The sequence below is a fragment of the Pseudomonas marginalis genome, assembly GCF_001645105.1.
GTDB classification, from domain to species: domain Bacteria; phylum Pseudomonadota; class Gammaproteobacteria; order Pseudomonadales; family Pseudomonadaceae; genus Aquipseudomonas; species Aquipseudomonas petroselini.
Genome location: NZ_LKEG01000041.1, coordinates 269,818 through 287,528, shown reverse-complemented (window position 1 = coordinate 287,528; position 17,711 = coordinate 269,818). Strand labels below are relative to the sequence as shown.

Sequence of the window (17,711 nt, the reverse complement as noted above, 5' to 3'; positions counted from 1 at the left end):
GGCCCATGACGGCGGCCCACGGATTCAAGCCGGAGTGAGGGCACACCGAGCCTAGGCGAGGTGCCGAGTGTTGGGGCAAGAGCGTTTTGCTTACTTTTGCGCTCTTCAAAAGTGAGCCGCCGTAAGGGCGGAACCATAAGCGGCCGTTACCCAAATAACGGATATGTACACGATCAAAGGTTACCTATGGAAAAGTCACGGTTACGCAAACTAGGAATGCTCGCAACACTGGCCATCGCCATCGGCCTGATCATCTACACCGTGCAAGCCCCCGCCGATGCGCCGCAATACCTGACCGCCACCGCCGAACGCGGCGATATCGAAAACGCCGTCCTCGCCACCGGCCTGCTCGAAGGCATCAAGCAAGTCGACGTCGGCGCCCAAGTCTCCGGCCAATTGAAGTCCCTCAAGGTCAAGGTCGGCGACAAGGTCAAGAAGGGCCAATGGCTCGCCGAAATCGACCCACTGATCCTGCAAAACACCCTGCGCAAAGCCCAGGTCGACGAAGAAAACCTCCAGGCCCAACGCCGTGCGACGGCGGCCCAGCTCAAGCAAGCCAAGTCCGTGTACGAACGCTACAAGGGCCTGCAGGACGACGAGTCGGTATCGCGCCAGGACTTCGAAGACGCCGAATCCACCTTCCAGGTCCAACAGGCCAACCTGTTGTCCCTGGATGCCCAGATCAAGAGCGCCCATATCCAGATCGACACGGCCAAGGTCAACCTGGCCTACACCCGTATCGTCGCGCCCATTGACGGCGATGTGGTCGGCATCGTCACCCAGGAAGGCCAGACCGTGATCGCCAGCCAACTGGCGCCGGTGCTGCTCAAGTTGGCCGACCTGGACACCATGACCGTCAAGGCCCAGGTCTCCGAAGCGGATGTGATTCATATCAGCCCCGGCCAGCAGGTGTATTTCACCATCCTCGGCGAGGCCGACAAACGCTACTACGCCAAGCTGCGCGGCACCGAGCCGGCGCCGCAGAATTTCCTTGAAACCCAGGCCGCCGGCACGCCGAAGCAGAACACCGCGGTGTTCTACAACGCGCTGTTCGATGTGCCCAACCCCGACCACCGCCTGCGCATCGCCATGACCGCCCAGGTGCGTATCGTGCTCGACACTGCCCAGGCCGCGTTGATGGTGCCGGTGGCGGCGCTTGGCGCACGCAATAACGATGGCAGCTACCCGTTGCGGGTGCTGGACGCCAAGGGCAAGGCGGTTTCGCGGGATGTGAAGACCGGGATCAACAACAACGTCAAGGTGCAGATCCTCGACGGCCTGGCCGAAGGTGACAAAGTGGTGATCGGCGACGCCACGCCGGCCGTGGCGGGGAACTGACGCATGACCCAGCCACTGTTGGAACTCAAGGGCATCACCCGTAGTTTCATGGCCGGCGAGCGTGAATTCATCGCGCTCAAGGGCATCGACCTGACGATACATGCCGGGGAAATGGTCGCGATCATCGGTGCCTCAGGCTCCGGGAAGTCCACCCTGATGAACATCCTCGGCGGCCTGGATTACGCCACGGCGGGCAGCTACAAGATCAATGGCATCGAGACCCGCTCGCTGGGGGACGAGCAGTTGGCCGAACTGCGCCGCGACTACTTTGGTTTTATCTTCCAGCGCTATCACTTGCTGGCGCACCTGAGTGCCTTGCACAACGTGGAAATGCCGGCGATTTACGCAGGCACACCGGAAAACGCGCGGCACAGTCGCGCGCGGGAATTGCTCACGCGCTTGGGCCTTGCGGGCCATACCACCCATCGCCCCAGTCAGCTCTCGGGCGGGCAGCAGCAACGGGTGAGTATCGCCCGAGCGTTAATGAACGGCGGCGAAGTGATCCTCGCCGATGAACCCACCGGTGCCCTCGACACCCACAGCGGCAAGGAGGTGATGCGCATCCTCGCCGAGCTGCACGCGGCCGGGCACACGGTGATCATCGTTACCCACGACCCCAAGGTCGCGGCGAATGCCCAACGTATCGTCGAGGTGAGTGACGGCGAGATTGTCAGCGACAAGGCCAACGACGGTGTCGGCCTGGAACTGCCCAGCGACACCCCGATTGAGCCCAGGCGCAGCGGCGCCCGGCGCTTGGTGGCGAGCCTGGGGTTGTTCAAGGAGGCGTTCAACATGGCCTGGGTCGCGCTGGTGTCCCATCGCATGCGCACCTTGCTGACCATGCTCGGCATTGTCATCGGCATTACCTCGGTGGTGTCGATCTCAGCCATCGGTGAAGGCGCCAAGCGCTATGTGCTCAAGGACATCCAGGCGATCGGCAGCAACACCATCGATATCTTTTCCGGCACCAGTTTCGGCGACAGTCGCGCCTCGGCCATTGAGACCTTGATGCCCTCGGATGTGGACGCGTTGAACCAGCTGTATTACGTCGACAGCGCCACGCCGGTGGTGGGCCGCAACCTGTTGCTGCGTTTTGGCAATATCGACCTGGATGCGCAGGTCAATGGCGTCAGCGACCGCTATTTCAAAGTGAAGGGCCTGAAGCTCGAGGCCGGTATCGCCTTCAGTGAAAGCGACGCACGGCGTCAGGCCCAGGTGGTGGTGATCGACCACAACACCCGGCACCGTCTGTTCGGACCAAATGTCGACCCGCTGGGCCAGGTGATCCTGGTGGGGAACCTGCCGTGCACGGTGATTGGGGTGACCGCTGACAATAAAAACATGTTCGCCGCCAGCAAGGCGCTGAACGTGTGGGTGCCCTATGAAACGGCGGCGGGGCGCTTGCTCGGCCAGCGCCATCTGGACAGCATCACCGTGCGTATCAAGGACGGCCAGCCGAGCAAAGTGGTGGAAGACAACGTCAATAAACTCATGCTGCAACGCCATGGCACCAAGGATTTTTTCACCAACAACCTCGACAGCATCATGCAGACAGTGCAGAAAACCAGTCGCTCCCTGGCGCTGTTGTTGTCGTTGATCGCGGTGATTTCGCTGCTGGTGGGCGGCATCGGGGTGATGAATATCATGTTGGTGTCCGTCACCGAGCGTACCCGTGAGATCGGCATTCGCATGGCGGTCGGCGCGCGCCAGTCGGATATTCGCCAGCAGTTCCTGGTGGAAGCGGTGATGGTGTGCCTGATTGGCGGGCTGATCGGGATCTCGCTGTCGTATGCCCTTGGGTTTCTGTTTTCGTTGTTTGTGAAGGAATGGGAGATGGTGTTTTCACTGGGCTCGATCATCACCGCGTTTGCTTGCTCGACGCTGATCGGCATTGTGTTTGGCTTTGTGCCGGCGCGGAACGCGGCACGGCTGGACCCGATTGAAGCACTGGCAAGGGATTGAGACCGGTCTGCCAATGAGGAGCCAATGTGGGAGGGGGCAAGCTCCCTCCCACATTGTGATCGGTGTTGTCTTAAAAACCAGCGGTGTCCTCAGTGGCATACATCCACCGCAACAGCGAATGCCGCCCACTGATTCCCAGCTTGATCGCCGCGCGTTTCAGGTAGCTCTCGATGGTGTTGACCTTCAACGCCAACTGCTCCGCCAACTCCGGCGCGGTACGCCCGGCCAGCAGGCCCACGCACACCTCAAGCTCCCGCTTGGACAGGCTCAACCCCGATTGCACCAAGCGCTCTTCAATGCGTCGGCGCAGGGTTTCGATGCCTTGGTTTTCCGCCACCACAGGCTCGCTGCCCGTGCGGCATGGCTGGATCGCGCTGATGTGCTTTTCCACCATCGGCAATAGCAACGTGGAGAAGTCCTGCAGCATGCTGCGCTCCTGCGGCGAAAAGCTGTCGGACTGGTGTGAGCGATACACCGACAGCACGTAGCGCACGTTGTCCCTGCGGCGGGTGAGGTGCAGTTGGGCGGCGGGTTGTTCTTCGCCCAGTGGCGCGACCGAGTCGGTGTAGATCGGGCTGATCTTGCGTTGGGTGTGGCCGTCGGCGCTGACCTGCAATTGCGTGATGTGGGTGGCGTCCACTGCCAGTTGAGTGAGGATCAGGTCATGCAGCATGCGTGGGAAATGGCGACTGCCGGTGCTGGCGATGACCTTGCCAATATGGGGGAACAACTGTGAGTTCATCATTTCGTCCATGAGGCGTGCAGGCATTCGGCTTTATAGCGGCGGGGATTAAGATGCTAGCCAATGCGAATAACCTACCGTGATAGTCCTTCCCGCCGGAACCTATGCTAGTACAGCCTGGCGACGGGAAGGGGATCCAATCTGAAAAAATCGGATTAAATATTCACAAGCTTAGAAGGACGCGTAACAGTACGGGCGCACTTGGCCAGCGCCTGCTGCACATCCGCCAGCAGGTCGGCGATATCTTCCAGCCCCACCGACAAACGCACCAACCCTTCGCTGATGCCGTGCGCCGCACGCTCCTCCGGTGTGTAGGTGGAATGGGTCATGCTCGCCGGGTGCTGGGCCAGTGACTCTGCATCCCCCAGGCTGACCGCACGCGTGAACAGTGTGAGCGCATTCATGAAGCGCCGGCCGGTGTCGATCCCGCCCTTGAGTTCGAAGGCAATCATGCCGCCGGGCAGTTTCATCTGCCGTGTCGCCAGTTCGTACTGGGCGAAAGAGCGCAGACCGGGGTAAGTCACCCACTGCACGGCCGGGTGCGCCTGCAAGGCTTCGGCCACCGCCTGGGCATTGCTGCAATGGCGGTCCATGCGCAGGGCCAGGGTCTTGAGGCCGCGCATCAACAGCGAGGCGTCCTGGGGCGACATCACCGCGCCGGTCAGGTCCTTGAGGCCTTGCAGGCGAATACGCTGGGCCAGGGCCTGGCTGCTCACGGCGATGCCCGCGGTGATATCGCCGTGGCCGCTGAGGTACTTGGTGGCCGAATGCACCACCACGTCGGCGCCCAGGTCGAGGGGGCGTTGCAGATAGGGGGTGCAGTAGGTGTTGTCGATCACCACGGTGACGTTGGGCTGCTGGTGGGCGAGGGCGGCCACGGCGGCGATATCCACCAGTTGCAAGGTGGGGTTGGCCGGGGTTTCGCAGTAGATCATACGGGTGGCGGGGCAGAGTGCCGCTTGCAGGGCGGCCAGGTCGGTGAGGTCGACATGCCGCACCTTGATACCGAATTCGCCGATGCCGTGGTGCAGCAGGGCGAAGGTGCAGCCGTACAGCGTCTGACTGACGATCACTTCATCACCGGGACGCAGCAGGGTCCAGAACGTGGCGGCGATCGCCCCCATGCCGGAACTGAAAGCCACTGCCGCCTCGCCGTTTTCCAACGTCGCCATGCGTGACTCCAGCAGTGCCAGGGTCGGGTTGGAAATGCGCGTATAAAAGTGGCCGGCGGCTTCGCCGGCAAAACACGCGGCGCCGTATTCGGCGGTGGGGAATGCGAAGGTGGCAGACAGGTAAATCGGCGGTACGAGCGCGCCGTGATGTTCCTTGGGGTCGTAGCCGTGGTGGATGGCGCGGGTGGAAAAGCCGAATGTGTTGTGTTTATTGTTCATGTCGGGCGCTCCTTATTTCCTACAATGCTATGCTCATAACCAGAGATGAACTTTGCAATGTTTGCTGCCAATTCCCGCGTCCTGGGATGAAAATCGTCTAAAAATAACAATCAGAGGCACGTTATGCCCGCCAGTCTCGACCGCACCGATAAAGCCCTTTTAAACGCTTTGCAAGGCAATGCCCGACTCACGGTGGCTGAGTTGGCCGACCGCGTCTCTCTGACGACCTCACCGTGTTGGCGCCGGGTGCGCAACCTGGAGGAGAGTGGGGTGATCAGTGGGTATCAGGCGATCCTTTCGCCCAAGGCGCTGGGGTATGGGGTGACGGCGTTTGTCAGCATTATGATGGAGAGTCATACCCAGGAGATTGCCAGAGCGTTTGAGCAACGGTTGTTGGAGATTCCGGAGGTGGTGGCGTGTCATAACGTGTCGGGGCGCTATGATTTTTTGTTGGAAGTGGTGGCTAGGGATCTGGAGTCGTTTGGTGAGTTTGCGCGGGAGGTGTTGCAGACGCTGCCTTGCGTTAAGGAAATTTATTCGAGTTTTTCTTATAAGTCGGTGCGGGCTTTGCGGGTTATTCCGTTGCCGGGGTGATGGGGCACCTAATATCAAGATCAAAAGCAAGAGCACGGCGGCCTAGAGCCGGCCGGTTTCTTACTGTCAATCTCGGTCAAATGTGGGAGGGGGCTTGCCCCCGATTGCGGTGTGTCAGCTAATACATCTGCAAATGCCCCACCGCCATCGGGGGCAAGCCCCCTCCCACAGTTTGATCTTCATACATCAGGTAGATATCAGCCTGCTTTTGATCTGCTTTTGATCTTGGGCGGCCCCCAAATCCCTGTCGGATGACGGGCACACCGAGCGGCCCGCTGCAAGAGCGGAACCAATAGCAGCCGTTACCCCAATAACGAATATGTACCCAACACACACACACACAAACAATTGGTCACCCCGTCTTACCCAAAATTGGATATTCCTCCCCCAAGCCCCGATGACTAACCTAGCCATCAATCCCCACTGGCCCGGAATATCACCATGCAAACCCGTACCGATTTCTACACCGCCTCCCCAGACGCCATGAAAGCCATGCTCGCCCTGGAAGCCGCCGTCGGCAAACTGTCCATCGAGCTGCCACTGCTGGAACTGGTGCGCTTGCGCGTATCGCAGATCAACGGCTGCGCCTTCTGCCTCGACATGCACACCGCCGATGCACGCAAGGGCGGCGAGACCGAGCGCCGCTTGTACACCCTGTCGGCCTGGCGCGAAACGCCGTTCTTCACCCCACGTGAGCGCGCTGCCCTGGCCTGGGCCGAAAGCCTGACCCTGCTCAGCCAGACCCATGCCCCGGATGAAGATTTCAACACGTTGGCCGACGAGTTCAGCGCTCAGGAGCAGGTCGACCTGAGCGTGGCGATCGCCACCATCAACAGCTGGAACCGCCTGGCCGTGGGCTTTCGCAAGATGCCCAAGTAATCCTTAGAAGTTGACCGATGCACTCAGGCGCGCCGTCAGTGGCGCGCCCTGGAACAGGTAGTCATCGCCCATGTACTCGCCCGCGTCGCGCCAGTAGCGCTTGTCGAACAGGTTGTCGACGCTCAGGCGAAACACCGTCTCATAGCCGTCCACTCGGGTGGTGTAGCGGCTGCCCACATTCACCACCGCGTAATCTCCCACCTCAACAGTGCCGGTGCGGTTGGCGGACTTCTTGGCGCTGTACTGCACGCCACCGAGCACCGCCAGGCCGTTCACCCATGGCAACGCATAGTCCGCATACACGCTGGCGCGCAGCTTGGGCACGTTGATCGCCTGGTGGCCTTCATAGTCCGGCGTACCGCTGCCGGTGACCCGCGCACGAATCGCGGCCACGCTGGTTGCGATTTGCAGGCGCTCGGTGGCCCAACCGTTGGCCGACAGTTCCAGCCCGGTGTTCTTCTGCTCGCCCTGTTGCACGTAGGTGAAGTTGCCGGCGCCGTCAGGCTTGGCGTACTGGTAGGCCTGACGGGTCTGGAACACGGCGGCGGCAAAGCTGATGCGGCGCCAGTCGTATTTGACCCCGGCCTCGAGTTGGCGCGAGGTGGTGGGTGCCAGGGTTTCATCGGCGTTGCTGGCGAACCATGGCGCGGTACCACCCAGGGACAGGCCTTTGCTGTAGCTCGTGTAGAGCGAAATGCTCTCGACCGGTTTGTAGATCAACGATGCCCGCGGCAGGAACACGTATTGCTGGGTGTGGCGCGCCTGGCTGCCAGTGACACCGTCGAAGGCCTTTTCGTCCAGCCGCACTTCGCGGCCACCGAGGATCGTCTGCCATTGCTCGTTGAAGCGGATGCGGTCGGTGACGAACAGGCCGTACTGGCGGCTGTCGAGGGTGCGATGGCTGGCGTTGAGGGGTTTGTCGGTCGGTGTGAACGAGGGTGCGTCCACGTCGATGTTGGTGGTGCCGATCAGTTCGTTAACCGATTTTCGCTTGTCGATCACCCGGCGGAACGCACTGGTACCGAACGTCAGCTCATGGCCGAGGCCGGCGGTGTCGAACAGCCCGGTCAGCGCGGCCTGCACCTCATCGTCGCGGCGGGTGTCGTCCGGGCTGCGGTAGTCATAGACGTCGTAATTGCCTTCTGGGCTGAAGTAGTTCGGTACGCCTGATGTGCAACTGGTCGACCCATAGCAACCCCAGGCAAAGGAACTGTAATCGTCGATCATCACCTTGCTGCGTGCCGCGCTGAGGCTGCCTTTCCACTGATCGCTGAAGCGGTACTCGAACGTGCCATTGAGGTTCAGCGAGTCGATGCCCACCTGTTTGGAGCCGGTCTGGTGCCCCAGCAGTTTCTTCGGCGAGGCGCCGTGTGGCACCTCCGTGCCGCCCAGCAATTGGTAACCCGGCACCGAGCGCTGTTGCTTGTCCTGGTACTCCGCGTCCAGTTGCAGCACGGCGTCCGGGCTGATGTTCCAGTCGAACGCCAGGGCCACAAAATCGCGCTGGCCGTTGGCGTGTTCCACATAGGAATTGAGGTCTTCATGGGCGACGTTGGCGCGCAGGCCGAACTGCTGCTCGCTGCCGAACCAGCCGCCAACGTCGGTGGCGACATAGCCGCTGCCGCGATCGTCGGTGGACACGGTCACCGAGCGCACATCTTCCGGGCGCTTGGTCACGTAGTTGATCACGCCGCTGGGCTCGGAGATGCCGCTTTGCAAGCCCGCCAGGCCCTTGAGCACTTCCACCTGCTGCTTGTTTTCCAGGGCAACGTTCTGCTCGCCGGTGATAGTGCGCCCATTGATCTTGTAGCTGCTGGCCGCGTTCAGCGAGAAGCCGCGCACCACAAAGTTTTCGTAATAGCCGATGGGCGCATAGCTGTCGCCCACCGAGGCGTCGTTGCGCAGCACTTCGCTGAGCAGGCGCGCTTGCTGGTCCTTGATCAGCGCGGCGTTGATCACGGTGATCGAGGCCGGGGTGTCCAGCAGCGGCGCGTCATCGAAGCTGCCGACCGAGGCGGTTTCACTGCGGTAGCCTGACGTGTCCTGGCCTTGGACCTTCACCGCCGGCAGCTCAATTTCAGCCGCCAGGCTGCTACCGATGCCGCCACTGAGCAGCAGGCCGAGGGCGAAACGTGAGGTGACGACGGGACGAAAACGCAAAACCATGGGGGCAAGGCCTTAAAGCGCGGGGCGGGGGGCGCATAAGCTAGGCATATCGGCCAGGTTTTACAAGGTATTGAGAAGGTTTCTCCGTTAGTGGTGATGTTTCAACGTTTCACTGGGCAATTCCTTGAACAGCGCGCGATAACTGTTGGAAAACCGCCCCAAATGCCAGAACGACCAATTCATCGCCACCTCGGCCACCGTGGTGCCGGGTGAGTTCAATAACTCCCGTCGCGCCCCATTCAACCGTCGCAGCCGCAACCACTGCGCCGGGCTCATGCCGGTGTAGGTCTTGAAGCCCTGCTGCAACTGGCGCAACGGCACGCCGGCAATCCGGGCCAGTTCCAGCAGGTTGACGGTTTCGTCCGGAACGTCTGCCGCCCATTCGCCAATGCGCGCCATCAACTGGCGTTCGTCGCTGCGCCGCTTCAACGCGTGGCGGTCCAGGCAGACGCAGGCGTTGTCGAGGATGAACAGGCAATCGTCCAGCAACTGTTGGGTGAGGGGGGCGGGGTCGGTGACCGTGGGCAAGCGTGTCAGCGTGCTACTTAACCAACGGCTGAACAGCGCATTCTGTTGGCACGTCAGCGGGGCCATGAACAAGCCTTCGAGTGTTGCCACATCCAGCCCATGACGCTGCACAAATTGCGGCCCGAACACCACCGCCACTTCGCGGTAGTTTTCCGGGGTGATCCAGGTGTTGCGGCTTTCGCCATTGAGCACGTACAGCGCGTTGTCGCTGCCGTCGAAACAGAACGCCAACGACCCTGGCGGCGCGTTGAAATGCTGCTCCACGCGGGTGTTCATGCGCTCTTCGTACACCTGCACGCCTTGCAGGTCGAGGTAGCGGATCTGCCCGGCGAAATGCCCTGGGGACATCTGCTGGTACTGCTGCACCCAGCCGGGTGTCGCACCGCATTGAGCGGCCACATCACCGGTGGTGAAGGCCTGTACCCGCAAAGCGGTCGACTGTGTCATGGGATACCCTGGGCGCACTCTAATGGTGCGTTGTGGTGCGTGCAAAGTGGATAGATGCCGACGGGCAGCGGCCTCAAGATAGACCTCAATGCGCCAGGTGTACAAGCCGACGCCAGTCCCCCAGCCATGGACTGCGACAGGCTCAAGCAGTGCCTGGGCGCGTGGGTTCGTGCTGTTGAGCGTCTAACAACCAATAAAGGGGTGTCGATATGCGTCTTGTGAAACAGCTTCTCCCGCTGGCACTGGTGGCGGCATTCAGCAGCACCAGCCAGGCGGCACCGACGGTGAGCATCTACAACTGGACCGACTACATCGGCGAGACCACCCTGGCCGATTTCCAGGCCAAGACCGGGATCCAGCCGGTCTACGACGTATTCGACTCCAACGAAACCCTGGAGGGCAAGTTGCTGGCCGGGCGCACCGGCTATGACGTGGTGGTCCCGTCCAACCACTTCCTGGCGCGACAGGTCAAGGCCGGTGCGTTCCTCAAGCTCGACCGTGCGCAACTGCCCAACTTCAAGAACCTCGACCCCAAGCTGCTCGCGCTGCTGGAGAAAAACGACCCCGGTAACGCACACTCGGTGCCGTACCTGTGGGGCACCAATGGCATCGGTTACAACGTCGACAAGGTCAAGCAGGTGCTCGGCGTCGACCGTATCGATTCGTGGGCGGTGCTGTTCGAGCCCGAGAACATCAAGAAGCTCAACCAGTGCGGCGTGGCCTTCCTCGATTCGGCGGACGAGCTGTTCCCGGCCATCCTCAACTACCTGGGCAAGGACCCACGCAGTGAGAATCCCGAGGACTACAAACAGGCCGAAGCCAAGCTGCTGACGCTGCGGCCGTACATCACCTATTTCCATTCCTCCAAGTACATCTCGGACTTGGCCAACGGCGATATCTGCGTGGCCTTCGGTTATTCCGGCGACGTGTTCCAAGCTGCCAACCGCGCCAAGGAAGCCAAGAACGGCGTGAACATCGCCTATTCGATTCCCAAGGAAGGCTCCAACCTGTGGTTCGACCTGTTGGCGATTCCCGCCGACGCGAGTAACCCGAAAGAGGCCCACGCGTTCATCAACTACTTGCTCGACCCGGAAGTGATCGCCAAGGTCAGCGCCTCGGTGGGCTATGCCAATGCCAACCCGGCCGCCAAGGCTTTCATGGCCCCGGAACTGGTAAACAACCCCGAGTTGTACCCGCCACAGGCCGTGCTCGACAAACTCTACATTTCCACCACGCCCACCCCGGCGACCATGCGCCTGATGACTCGCGCGTGGAGCAAAGTGAAGACCAATAAATGATCCAGTCAACTGACCACGCCCACTCCTACTACCGGGCCACGGCCAACGCCCTGGCGGAGCGTCCGGCACTGGGCACCGACCTGACCGCTGACGTGTGCGTGATCGGCGGCGGGTTCACCGGCGTCAACACCGCCATCGAACTGGCTCAGCGTGGGCTCTCGGTAGTCCTGTTGGAAGCCCGGCGCATCGGCTGGGGCGCCAGCGGGCGCAATGGCGGGCAGTTGATTCGCGGCATCGGCCATGATGTGTCGGGGTTCGCCAAGCATGTGGGCGAGGAGGGCGTGCGTTACCTGGAACTCGCCGGGATTGAGTCGGTGGCGCTGGTGGGCGAGCGCATTCGCGAGCACAGCATCGACTGCGACCTGCGCTGGGGCTTTTGTGAATTGGCCAATACGCCGGCACAGTTCGCCGCGTTCAAGGCCGAGCAGGCACACCTGGCCGACCTGGGGTACGTGCATGAAACCCGTCTGGTCGGCCCACAGGACATGCAACAAGTGGTTGGCTCGACAGTGTATGCCGGTGGCCTGGTGGACATGGGCTCCGGGCACTTGCATCCGCTGAACCTGGTATTGGGTGAAGCACGGCTGGCCGAGTCCCTCGGCGTGCGGATTTTCGAGCACACCGAAGTGCTGGAACTGCTCCACGGCGACACCGTGCAGGTGCGCTGCGCCGGTGGCACCGTGCGCGCGGCCAGCCTGGTGCTGGCGTGCAATGCGCACCTGGAGGAACTGGAGCCCCGTTTGAGCGGCAAGGTGCTTCCGGCCGGCAGCTACATCATCGCCACCGAGCCGTTATCGGAGGACATCGCCACCCCGTTGATCCCGCAAAACCTCGCGCTGTGCGACCAGAAAGTCGGCCTGGACTACTACCGACTGTCCGCCGACCGACGCCTGTTGTTCGGCGGCGCCTGCCATTACTCCGGACGCGACCCAGCGGACATCGCCGCCTATATGCAGCCGAAAATGCTCAAGGTGTTCCCGCAATTGGCCCAGACCGCCATTGAGTTTCAGTGGGGCGGCAAGATCGGCATCACGGCCAACCGTTTTCCGCAGGTGGGGCGGTTGAAGCAGTACCCGAATGTGTTTTATGCCCAGGGGTATTCGGGGCATGGGCTGAACGTAACGCACTGGTGTGCAAGGCTGCTGGCCGAGGGTATCCACGCCGGTCACAGCCAGGGCCTGGATATGTTCAGCCAAGTGCCGCACATGACGTTTCCCGGCGGCAAGGCGCTGCGTTCGCCGCTGTTGGCGCTGGGGATGATGTGGTTTCGGTTGCGGGAGATGTTTGGTTAACAACATTTAAGGAGGTCAGGTTTTCAGCTGCTTTTTTGTTTTTACAGGTGTTCGGACTAAATATTCCTGTGATCCAATTTCGGTCAGTTCTTAAAGGAGTAAAAATCAACTTCCCAGGAATTAACGGCTGAAAACATTTGAAAATTTATTGATAGTTGTCCTGGGAATTGATACCAAAAATCATACCCATACGGCGTACCTATCTCTGACGACTTTCCTTTCAGACTCATCGCGCATGTATAGGTAGAGACAAATGCCAAGCTCAACGTTAAGACCCAGCAGCACAACCCGGTTGCTATCTTCACGACGACCTCCTGTTGAGTAAAGGTTCTCTGGCAGTGCCAGAGAACGATGCTTAAGACTTAAAGTTCAGGGTAATGTCGCGGTGACCGCCTTGTTGTCTTCCGTAGCATTTAAGGCTGTTCCATAAACAATCGATCCAGAAGGGTTGATGCCATTGAGCTGGCTTATCGACCCGCTCGGAAGCTGCGGCACCGCTGCGGTTCCCGTGGCGGAGGTCCAATATCCACCACAGGGGTGTTGGTTGGCATCAATGCAGTTCAGTGCAATCGTATCGTTGTCTGCAAAACCCGCGACGGTGGTTTGGATGCTGCCTGGCAATGGCTGGATCGACTGCACGCTGAACGAGTCAGTCGGGTCTTGCACGAAAAGTGGTTTGTCGACGCCTGAAGGGTCATTACCGTACGCGACGTAGTGCCCGGCGTTGTTGATCGCTACGGCGTGGTTTTGCGCATTCAGCGGCATTGTGAGCAGATCCGGGAGGCCGGTTAGTGTTCCCCAGAATGCGGTTTGTGGCACTTCATCGGTCGAGCTATTGAAGAAGCAGGTACCGAGCACCTTAAGCTGATCGTTCATGCCCACGGCCGAGCAGTAACTGGCTCCCGGAGGGACAGCCAGAACCGTCATGACGTAGGCGCTACCGTTCCAGGTTGCGATCGTAGGGACCGGGGTAGCATCTTCACCGGGACAGTTCATGACGATACTGGGGTAGCCGTTGATCAAGGTGTTGTTCACATCGACTCCGGAGCAGTTATCTCCGTAGCTTGAAACCCTGCGGGGTGTGGCATTTCCCGCGGTGTACAACACCACCGTAGCCAGTAAGCTCTTATTGAAGCTTTGGGCCAGTACTGTCCCCTGTTGGTTCACTGCGGTTGGCAATGTCTGCACGTCGGCAGGTCGAAATAGGGGAAACAGGAGGGTCCCCGGCAACGGTGCCGTCTTCGTCGGTACGCTATTAGGTGTCGCAGTATTCCAGAACACCGCAAACCGCCGATTGGTAGCGTTGGAGCAACTTCCAACTATCCAGCCACTGTTGGTGATGGCTTCGACTCGGCAGGGCTTCCTGTTGACCAGCGGTGGCAAGATCTGTTGAGGGCCGGCCGGTGTTGCTGCGTACCAGGGATTGTTATTGGCACTGACACTAAAGGGGGAACAGTTACCAACGACCTGTGCGTTATCGTTGACTCCGACCGTTTCGCATTGCGCTCCGGCAGCGTTACCCGAACTGATGAACGTTGCCGCGTTAACCGTCGCAGCATTACCGCAAAACAAGGCGACACCGATCAGTGCCATTGGAGTGATCGCGTTTTTTCCGATACGTTGCATGACAAGTCCGTCCCTGGAATGTTTGCCTTCCAAGCCAAACGCGCAGTGGCTGCACGTTGGTTTCAACGCCAGTAAACGCCGTGGGCAGGCCTTAAACAACTGTCATTTCTAACAGGTACAAACAAGTGCTCTGGCTAGCGTTCAGCCCTCGGGCTCGGTCAACACCCTCCTGAACGTCTCCACCAACGGCCGCAAATTAACCCGATGCCACGCCGCCCACAGCGGCGTGGTGTAGGTCATCCACGGCAACTCCCGCAACACCACGCCCGGTGGTGCATTGCGGCTCAGGCCTTTTTGCACCATCGCCACGCCCAGCCCCGAAGCGACCAGCCCCAAGGCGGTAAACGGCTCACCGGCCTCCATGGGAATCTGCGGGGTGAAACCGGCGCGGATGCAGGCGGCGACGAAGTCGTCGGCGGGGTTGGCGCCGGGTTTGCGCTGCACGCCGATCCATTCCTGGTCGGCCAGGTGTTCCGGCAACAGCGCGTTTTGGCGGGCCAATGGATGATGCTCGGGCAGTGCCAGCAGCATGGGGTCGTCGAGCACCTGCAGCGCGGTCAGGTCCGGGTCATCGGCGGCGGGTGGTTCGCCGACCAGGGCGATGTCCAGGCTGCGTTGGCGCAGGCCTTCGAGTTGTTCGAGGGATGGCAGGTTGTACAGCTTGATATGCACGGTGGGCCGGTCGTCCCTCAGGACGCGCAAGGCGTTGGGCAGTAAACCGGCGTGCATGGCGTTTTCGATATAGCCGATGCACAGGCCGCCTTCTTCACCGCGGCCCAGGCGCTTGCCCAGGGACTCCAGGCGATTGGCGTGGGTCAGCAGCGCCTTGGTTTCCGCCAGGAAGGTCTGGCCGTCACGGGTCAGGCGGATGCGTTGCTGGCTGCGTTCGAACAGGGTCAGGCCCAGGCGTTCTTCGAGTTGGGCGATCTGCCGGCTCAACGGCGATTGGGAGATGTGCAGGCGCTCGGCGGCCCGGCCGACGTGTTCTTCTTCAGCGACCACTTCGAAATAGCGCAGTTGACGGAGATCGATCATGTTGGACCTTTTCTTTAAGACCTGTAGCGACTCAAGTTGGTCGCAGTATGTCTTGGACGGTCCGATCTAGGCAATCTAGCCTCTGCTCAACGGTCACCGCGACCACGAACCGATTGAGGATCCCACCATGAGTTTGAAAGACACACTGCCAGGCGTTCTGGGCTTCGGCACCGCACCGCTGGGCAATATGTTCCGCGCCATCCCCGAAGCAGAAGCCCAGGCCACTGTCGAGGCCGCCTGGAACGCCGGCGTGCGCTACTTCGACACCGCGCCGTTCTATGGCTCGGGCCTTTCAGAATTGCGTCTGGGCCAGGCGCTGTCGCAGTACAACCGCGATGACTTCGTGCTCAGCACCAAAGTCGGCCGGGTGATTCTTGATGAAGTCGAAGAAAGCCCCCGTGACCTTGGCGAAAAAAGCGGCGTGTTCGAACACGGTCGCCCGAACAAGATGGTCAACGACTACAGCGCCGATGCAACGATGCGCTCGATTGAAGACAGCCTGGAACGCCTGCAGACCGATCGCCTGGACATCGTGTGGGTCCATGATATCGCCCAAGACTTCTATGGCGACCAGTGGCTGGAGTACTTCAACCAAGCCCGCACCGGCGCGTTCAAAGTCCTCACCCGGCTGCGCGAAGAGGGTGTGATCAAGGCCTGGGGCCTGGGTGTGAACCGCGTCGAGCCCTGCGAACTGACCCTGGACCTGACCGAAGCGCAACCCGACGGCTTTTTGCTGGCCGGCCGCTACACTCTGTTGGACCACGATCGCGCCCTGCAGCGCCTGATGGACGCGGCCCTGGCGCAGCACGTCGAGATCGTCGTCGGTGGCCCCTACAGCTCCGGCATTCTCGCCGGTGGTGAGCATTTCGAATACCAGCAGGCCAGCCCGGCGATCATCCAAAAGGTCGAGCAGATCAAGGCGATTGCCCAAGCGTTTGGCGTGAGCGTGAAAGCCGCGGCCCTGCAATTCTCCCTGGCGCACCCGGCCGTGGCGGCGGTGATTCCAGGCGCCAGTCGTCCGGGGCGGATTGCCGAAGACGTCGCGGCGTTGTCAGAGAAAATCCCGGCAGCCTTCTGGCAGGCCCTGCGCGATGCCCGATTGATCTCGAACCGTGCACCACTGCCGCGTTAACTTCAGGAGTTCAACCGATGAAAATTGATGTAAGCGGTAAAGTGGCCATCGTCAGCGGCAGCACCGCCGGTATCGGCCTGGGTATCAGCCTCGCGCTGGCACAGTCCGGCGCCACGGTGGTGGTGATCGGACGTGACGCCGGCAAGGTGGATGATGCATTGGCGAGCATCCGTCAGGCCGTGCCAGGCGCGGACCTGCGCGGGTGGGTGGCGGACCTCGGCACGGTCGAAGGCGCAGAAAAACTGTTCGCCGCCGAACCGCGTGCCGACATCCTGGTCAACAACCTGGGCATCTTCAACGATGTGGATTTCTTTGAAGCGCCGGACAGTGAGTGGACGCGCTTCTACGAGGTCAACGTGATCTCCGGCGTACGCCTGGCGCGCCATTACGTGCCGGGCATGGTCGAGCAAGGCTGGGGGCGGGTGATCTTCGTGTCGTCGGAATCCGGTGTGGCGACGCCGGCGGACATGATCAATTATGGCGTGACCAAAAGCGCTAACCTGGCGGTGTCCCATGGCTTGGCCAAGCGCCTCGCAGGGACGGGTGTGACGGTCAACGCCGTGCTGCCGGGCCCGACCTTCACCGATGGCCTGGAGCAGATGCTCAAGGACGCGACCCAGAAATCCGGGCGCAGTGCGCGGGACGAGGCGGATGTCTTCGTGCGTCATGCACGGCCGACGTCGATCATCCAGCGGGCGGCGAATGTAGATGAAGTCGCCAACTTGGTGGCTTACATTGCTTCACCCCTGTCTTCTGCCACCACCGGTGCCGCGTTGCGGGTCGACGGTGGTGTTGTCGACAGCATGGCAATCTGAATTGTTTTTCATTTTAGGGAGTATTAATCGTGGCAACAGCGTCTTCGGTCATTGAAGTTCCGGTTTCGGCCGATCAGGTCTGGCAATTGGTCGGCGGCTTCAACAGCCTGCCGGACTGGCTGCCGTTTATCGTCAAGAGCGAGCCCAGCGATGGCGGCCGTGTGCGGCATCTGGAAACCGCCGATGGCGGCGTGGTGGTCGAGCGTTTGCAGACGTTCGATAACGTGGGTCGTACTTACAGCTACACCATCGAGCAGTCGCCGTTTCCGGTGAGTGCGTACCTGGCGACGTTGCAGGTTGAAGCGCTGAGTGAGACGTCGGCGAAAGTCACCTGGTCCGGTGTGTTCACCCCGGCGGTGGGGACTACGGATTCGGCGGTGGAGGAGTTGTTTTCCGGTGTCTACAGCGGTGGGTTGGACGCGCTGCGAGCCAACTTCCCGGCCTGATTCCATCCTTCAGGCCCAGC

At 60.9% G+C, this 17,711-nt stretch carries 15 protein-coding genes; 9 read left to right on the top strand and 6 right to left on the bottom strand.

Features of this window, described 5'->3' with window-relative positions; genetic code table 11:
• Positions 1-186: 186 nt before the first annotated feature.
• Both macA and AO064_RS15780 read left to right on the top strand, forming a co-directional pair.
• Positions 187-1,338, top strand: coding sequence for a macrolide transporter subunit MacA (macA, locus tag AO064_RS15785; protein WP_064053925.1), 1,152 nt, complete (start codon positions 187-189; stop codon positions 1,336-1,338).
• A 3-nt stretch (positions 1,339-1,341) separates the two neighbouring features.
• The gene (locus AO064_RS15780; RefSeq protein WP_064053924.1) at positions 1,342-3,300 is read left to right on the top strand and encodes a MacB family efflux pump subunit; all 1,959 of its coding nucleotides are present in this window, start codon (positions 1,342-1,344) and stop codon (positions 3,298-3,300) included.
• Positions 3,301-3,370: 70 nt separating this feature from the next.
• Here the strand turns inward: AO064_RS15780 and AO064_RS15775 are convergent, their stop codons facing one another.
• Both AO064_RS15775 and AO064_RS15770 read right to left on the bottom strand, forming a co-directional pair.
• Complete coding sequence (locus tag AO064_RS15775; protein WP_080567183.1) at positions 3,371-4,042, bottom strand: helix-turn-helix transcriptional regulator; 672 nt, start codon at positions 4,040-4,042, stop codon at positions 3,371-3,373.
• Positions 4,043-4,197: 155 nt separating this feature from the next.
• Positions 4,198-5,433 (bottom strand): methionine gamma-lyase, encoded by a 1,236-nt coding sequence (locus tag AO064_RS15770; protein WP_064053923.1) that lies wholly within the window; start codon positions 5,431-5,433, stop codon positions 4,198-4,200.
• 123 nt (positions 5,434-5,556) lie between these two features.
• On the opposite strand from AO064_RS15770, the gene AO064_RS15765 reads away from it, so the two are divergent.
• Both AO064_RS15765 and AO064_RS15760 read left to right on the top strand, forming a co-directional pair.
• Positions 5,557-6,027, top strand: a complete 471-nt coding sequence (locus AO064_RS15765; protein ID WP_064053922.1) for an Lrp/AsnC family transcriptional regulator — start codon at positions 5,557-5,559, stop codon at positions 6,025-6,027.
• A 441-nt stretch (positions 6,028-6,468) separates the two neighbouring features.
• Positions 6,469-6,906, top strand: a complete 438-nt coding sequence (locus AO064_RS15760; protein ID WP_064053921.1) for a carboxymuconolactone decarboxylase family protein — start codon at positions 6,469-6,471, stop codon at positions 6,904-6,906.
• Between the two features lie 3 nt (positions 6,907-6,909).
• On the opposite strand, the gene AO064_RS15755 is transcribed toward AO064_RS15760, so the two are convergent.
• On the bottom strand, positions 6,910-9,072 hold the full coding sequence (locus tag AO064_RS15755) for a TonB-dependent siderophore receptor (protein ID WP_064053920.1): 2,163 nt from the start codon (positions 9,070-9,072) through the stop codon (positions 6,910-6,912).
• 87 nt (positions 9,073-9,159) lie between these two features.
• A complete protein-coding gene (locus AO064_RS15750; protein WP_064053919.1) occupies positions 9,160-10,047 on the bottom strand; it encodes a helix-turn-helix domain-containing protein in 888 nt (295 codons plus the stop codon).
• 209 nt (positions 10,048-10,256) lie between these two features.
• Here AO064_RS15750 and AO064_RS15745 point away from each other — a divergent pair, with 209 nt between their 5' ends.
• Complete coding sequence (locus AO064_RS15745; protein WP_064053918.1) at positions 10,257-11,345, top strand: polyamine ABC transporter substrate-binding protein; 1,089 nt, start codon at positions 10,257-10,259, stop codon at positions 11,343-11,345.
• Positions 11,342-12,637, top strand: a complete 1,296-nt coding sequence (locus tag AO064_RS15740) for an NAD(P)/FAD-dependent oxidoreductase (RefSeq protein ID WP_064053917.1) — start codon at positions 11,342-11,344, stop codon at positions 12,635-12,637. The genes AO064_RS15745 and AO064_RS15740 overlap by 4 nt, the downstream gene beginning before the upstream one ends.
• Before the next feature lie 369 nt (positions 12,638-13,006).
• On the opposite strand, the gene AO064_RS15735 is transcribed toward AO064_RS15740, so the two are convergent.
• Positions 13,007-14,263 carry a hypothetical protein gene (locus AO064_RS15735; protein WP_064053916.1) on the bottom strand — a complete coding sequence of 419 codons (1,257 nt, stop codon included), beginning with the start codon at positions 14,261-14,263 and terminating at the stop codon, positions 13,007-13,009.
• Positions 14,264-14,404: 141 nt separating this feature from the next.
• A complete protein-coding gene (locus tag AO064_RS15730) occupies positions 14,405-15,298 on the bottom strand; it encodes a LysR substrate-binding domain-containing protein (RefSeq protein WP_064053915.1) in 894 nt (297 codons plus the stop codon).
• A 127-nt stretch (positions 15,299-15,425) separates the two neighbouring features.
• Between AO064_RS15730 and AO064_RS15725 the strand changes: the two genes are divergently transcribed.
• From AO064_RS15725 to AO064_RS15715, 3 genes are read left to right on the top strand one after another with little or no spacing between them, the layout of a single operon-like run.
• The gene (locus AO064_RS15725; protein WP_064053914.1) at positions 15,426-16,430 is read left to right on the top strand and encodes an aldo/keto reductase; all 1,005 of its coding nucleotides are present in this window, start codon (positions 15,426-15,428) and stop codon (positions 16,428-16,430) included.
• A gap of 17 nt (positions 16,431-16,447) precedes the next feature.
• On the top strand, positions 16,448-17,245 hold the full coding sequence (locus AO064_RS15720; protein ID WP_012723771.1) for an SDR family NAD(P)-dependent oxidoreductase: 798 nt from the start codon (positions 16,448-16,450) through the stop codon (positions 17,243-17,245).
• Positions 17,246-17,274: 29 nt separating this feature from the next.
• Entirely contained in the window at positions 17,275-17,691 is a 417-nt protein-coding gene (locus tag AO064_RS15715) for an SRPBCC family protein (protein ID WP_064053913.1), read from the top strand.
• Positions 17,692-17,711 lie beyond the last annotated feature (20 nt).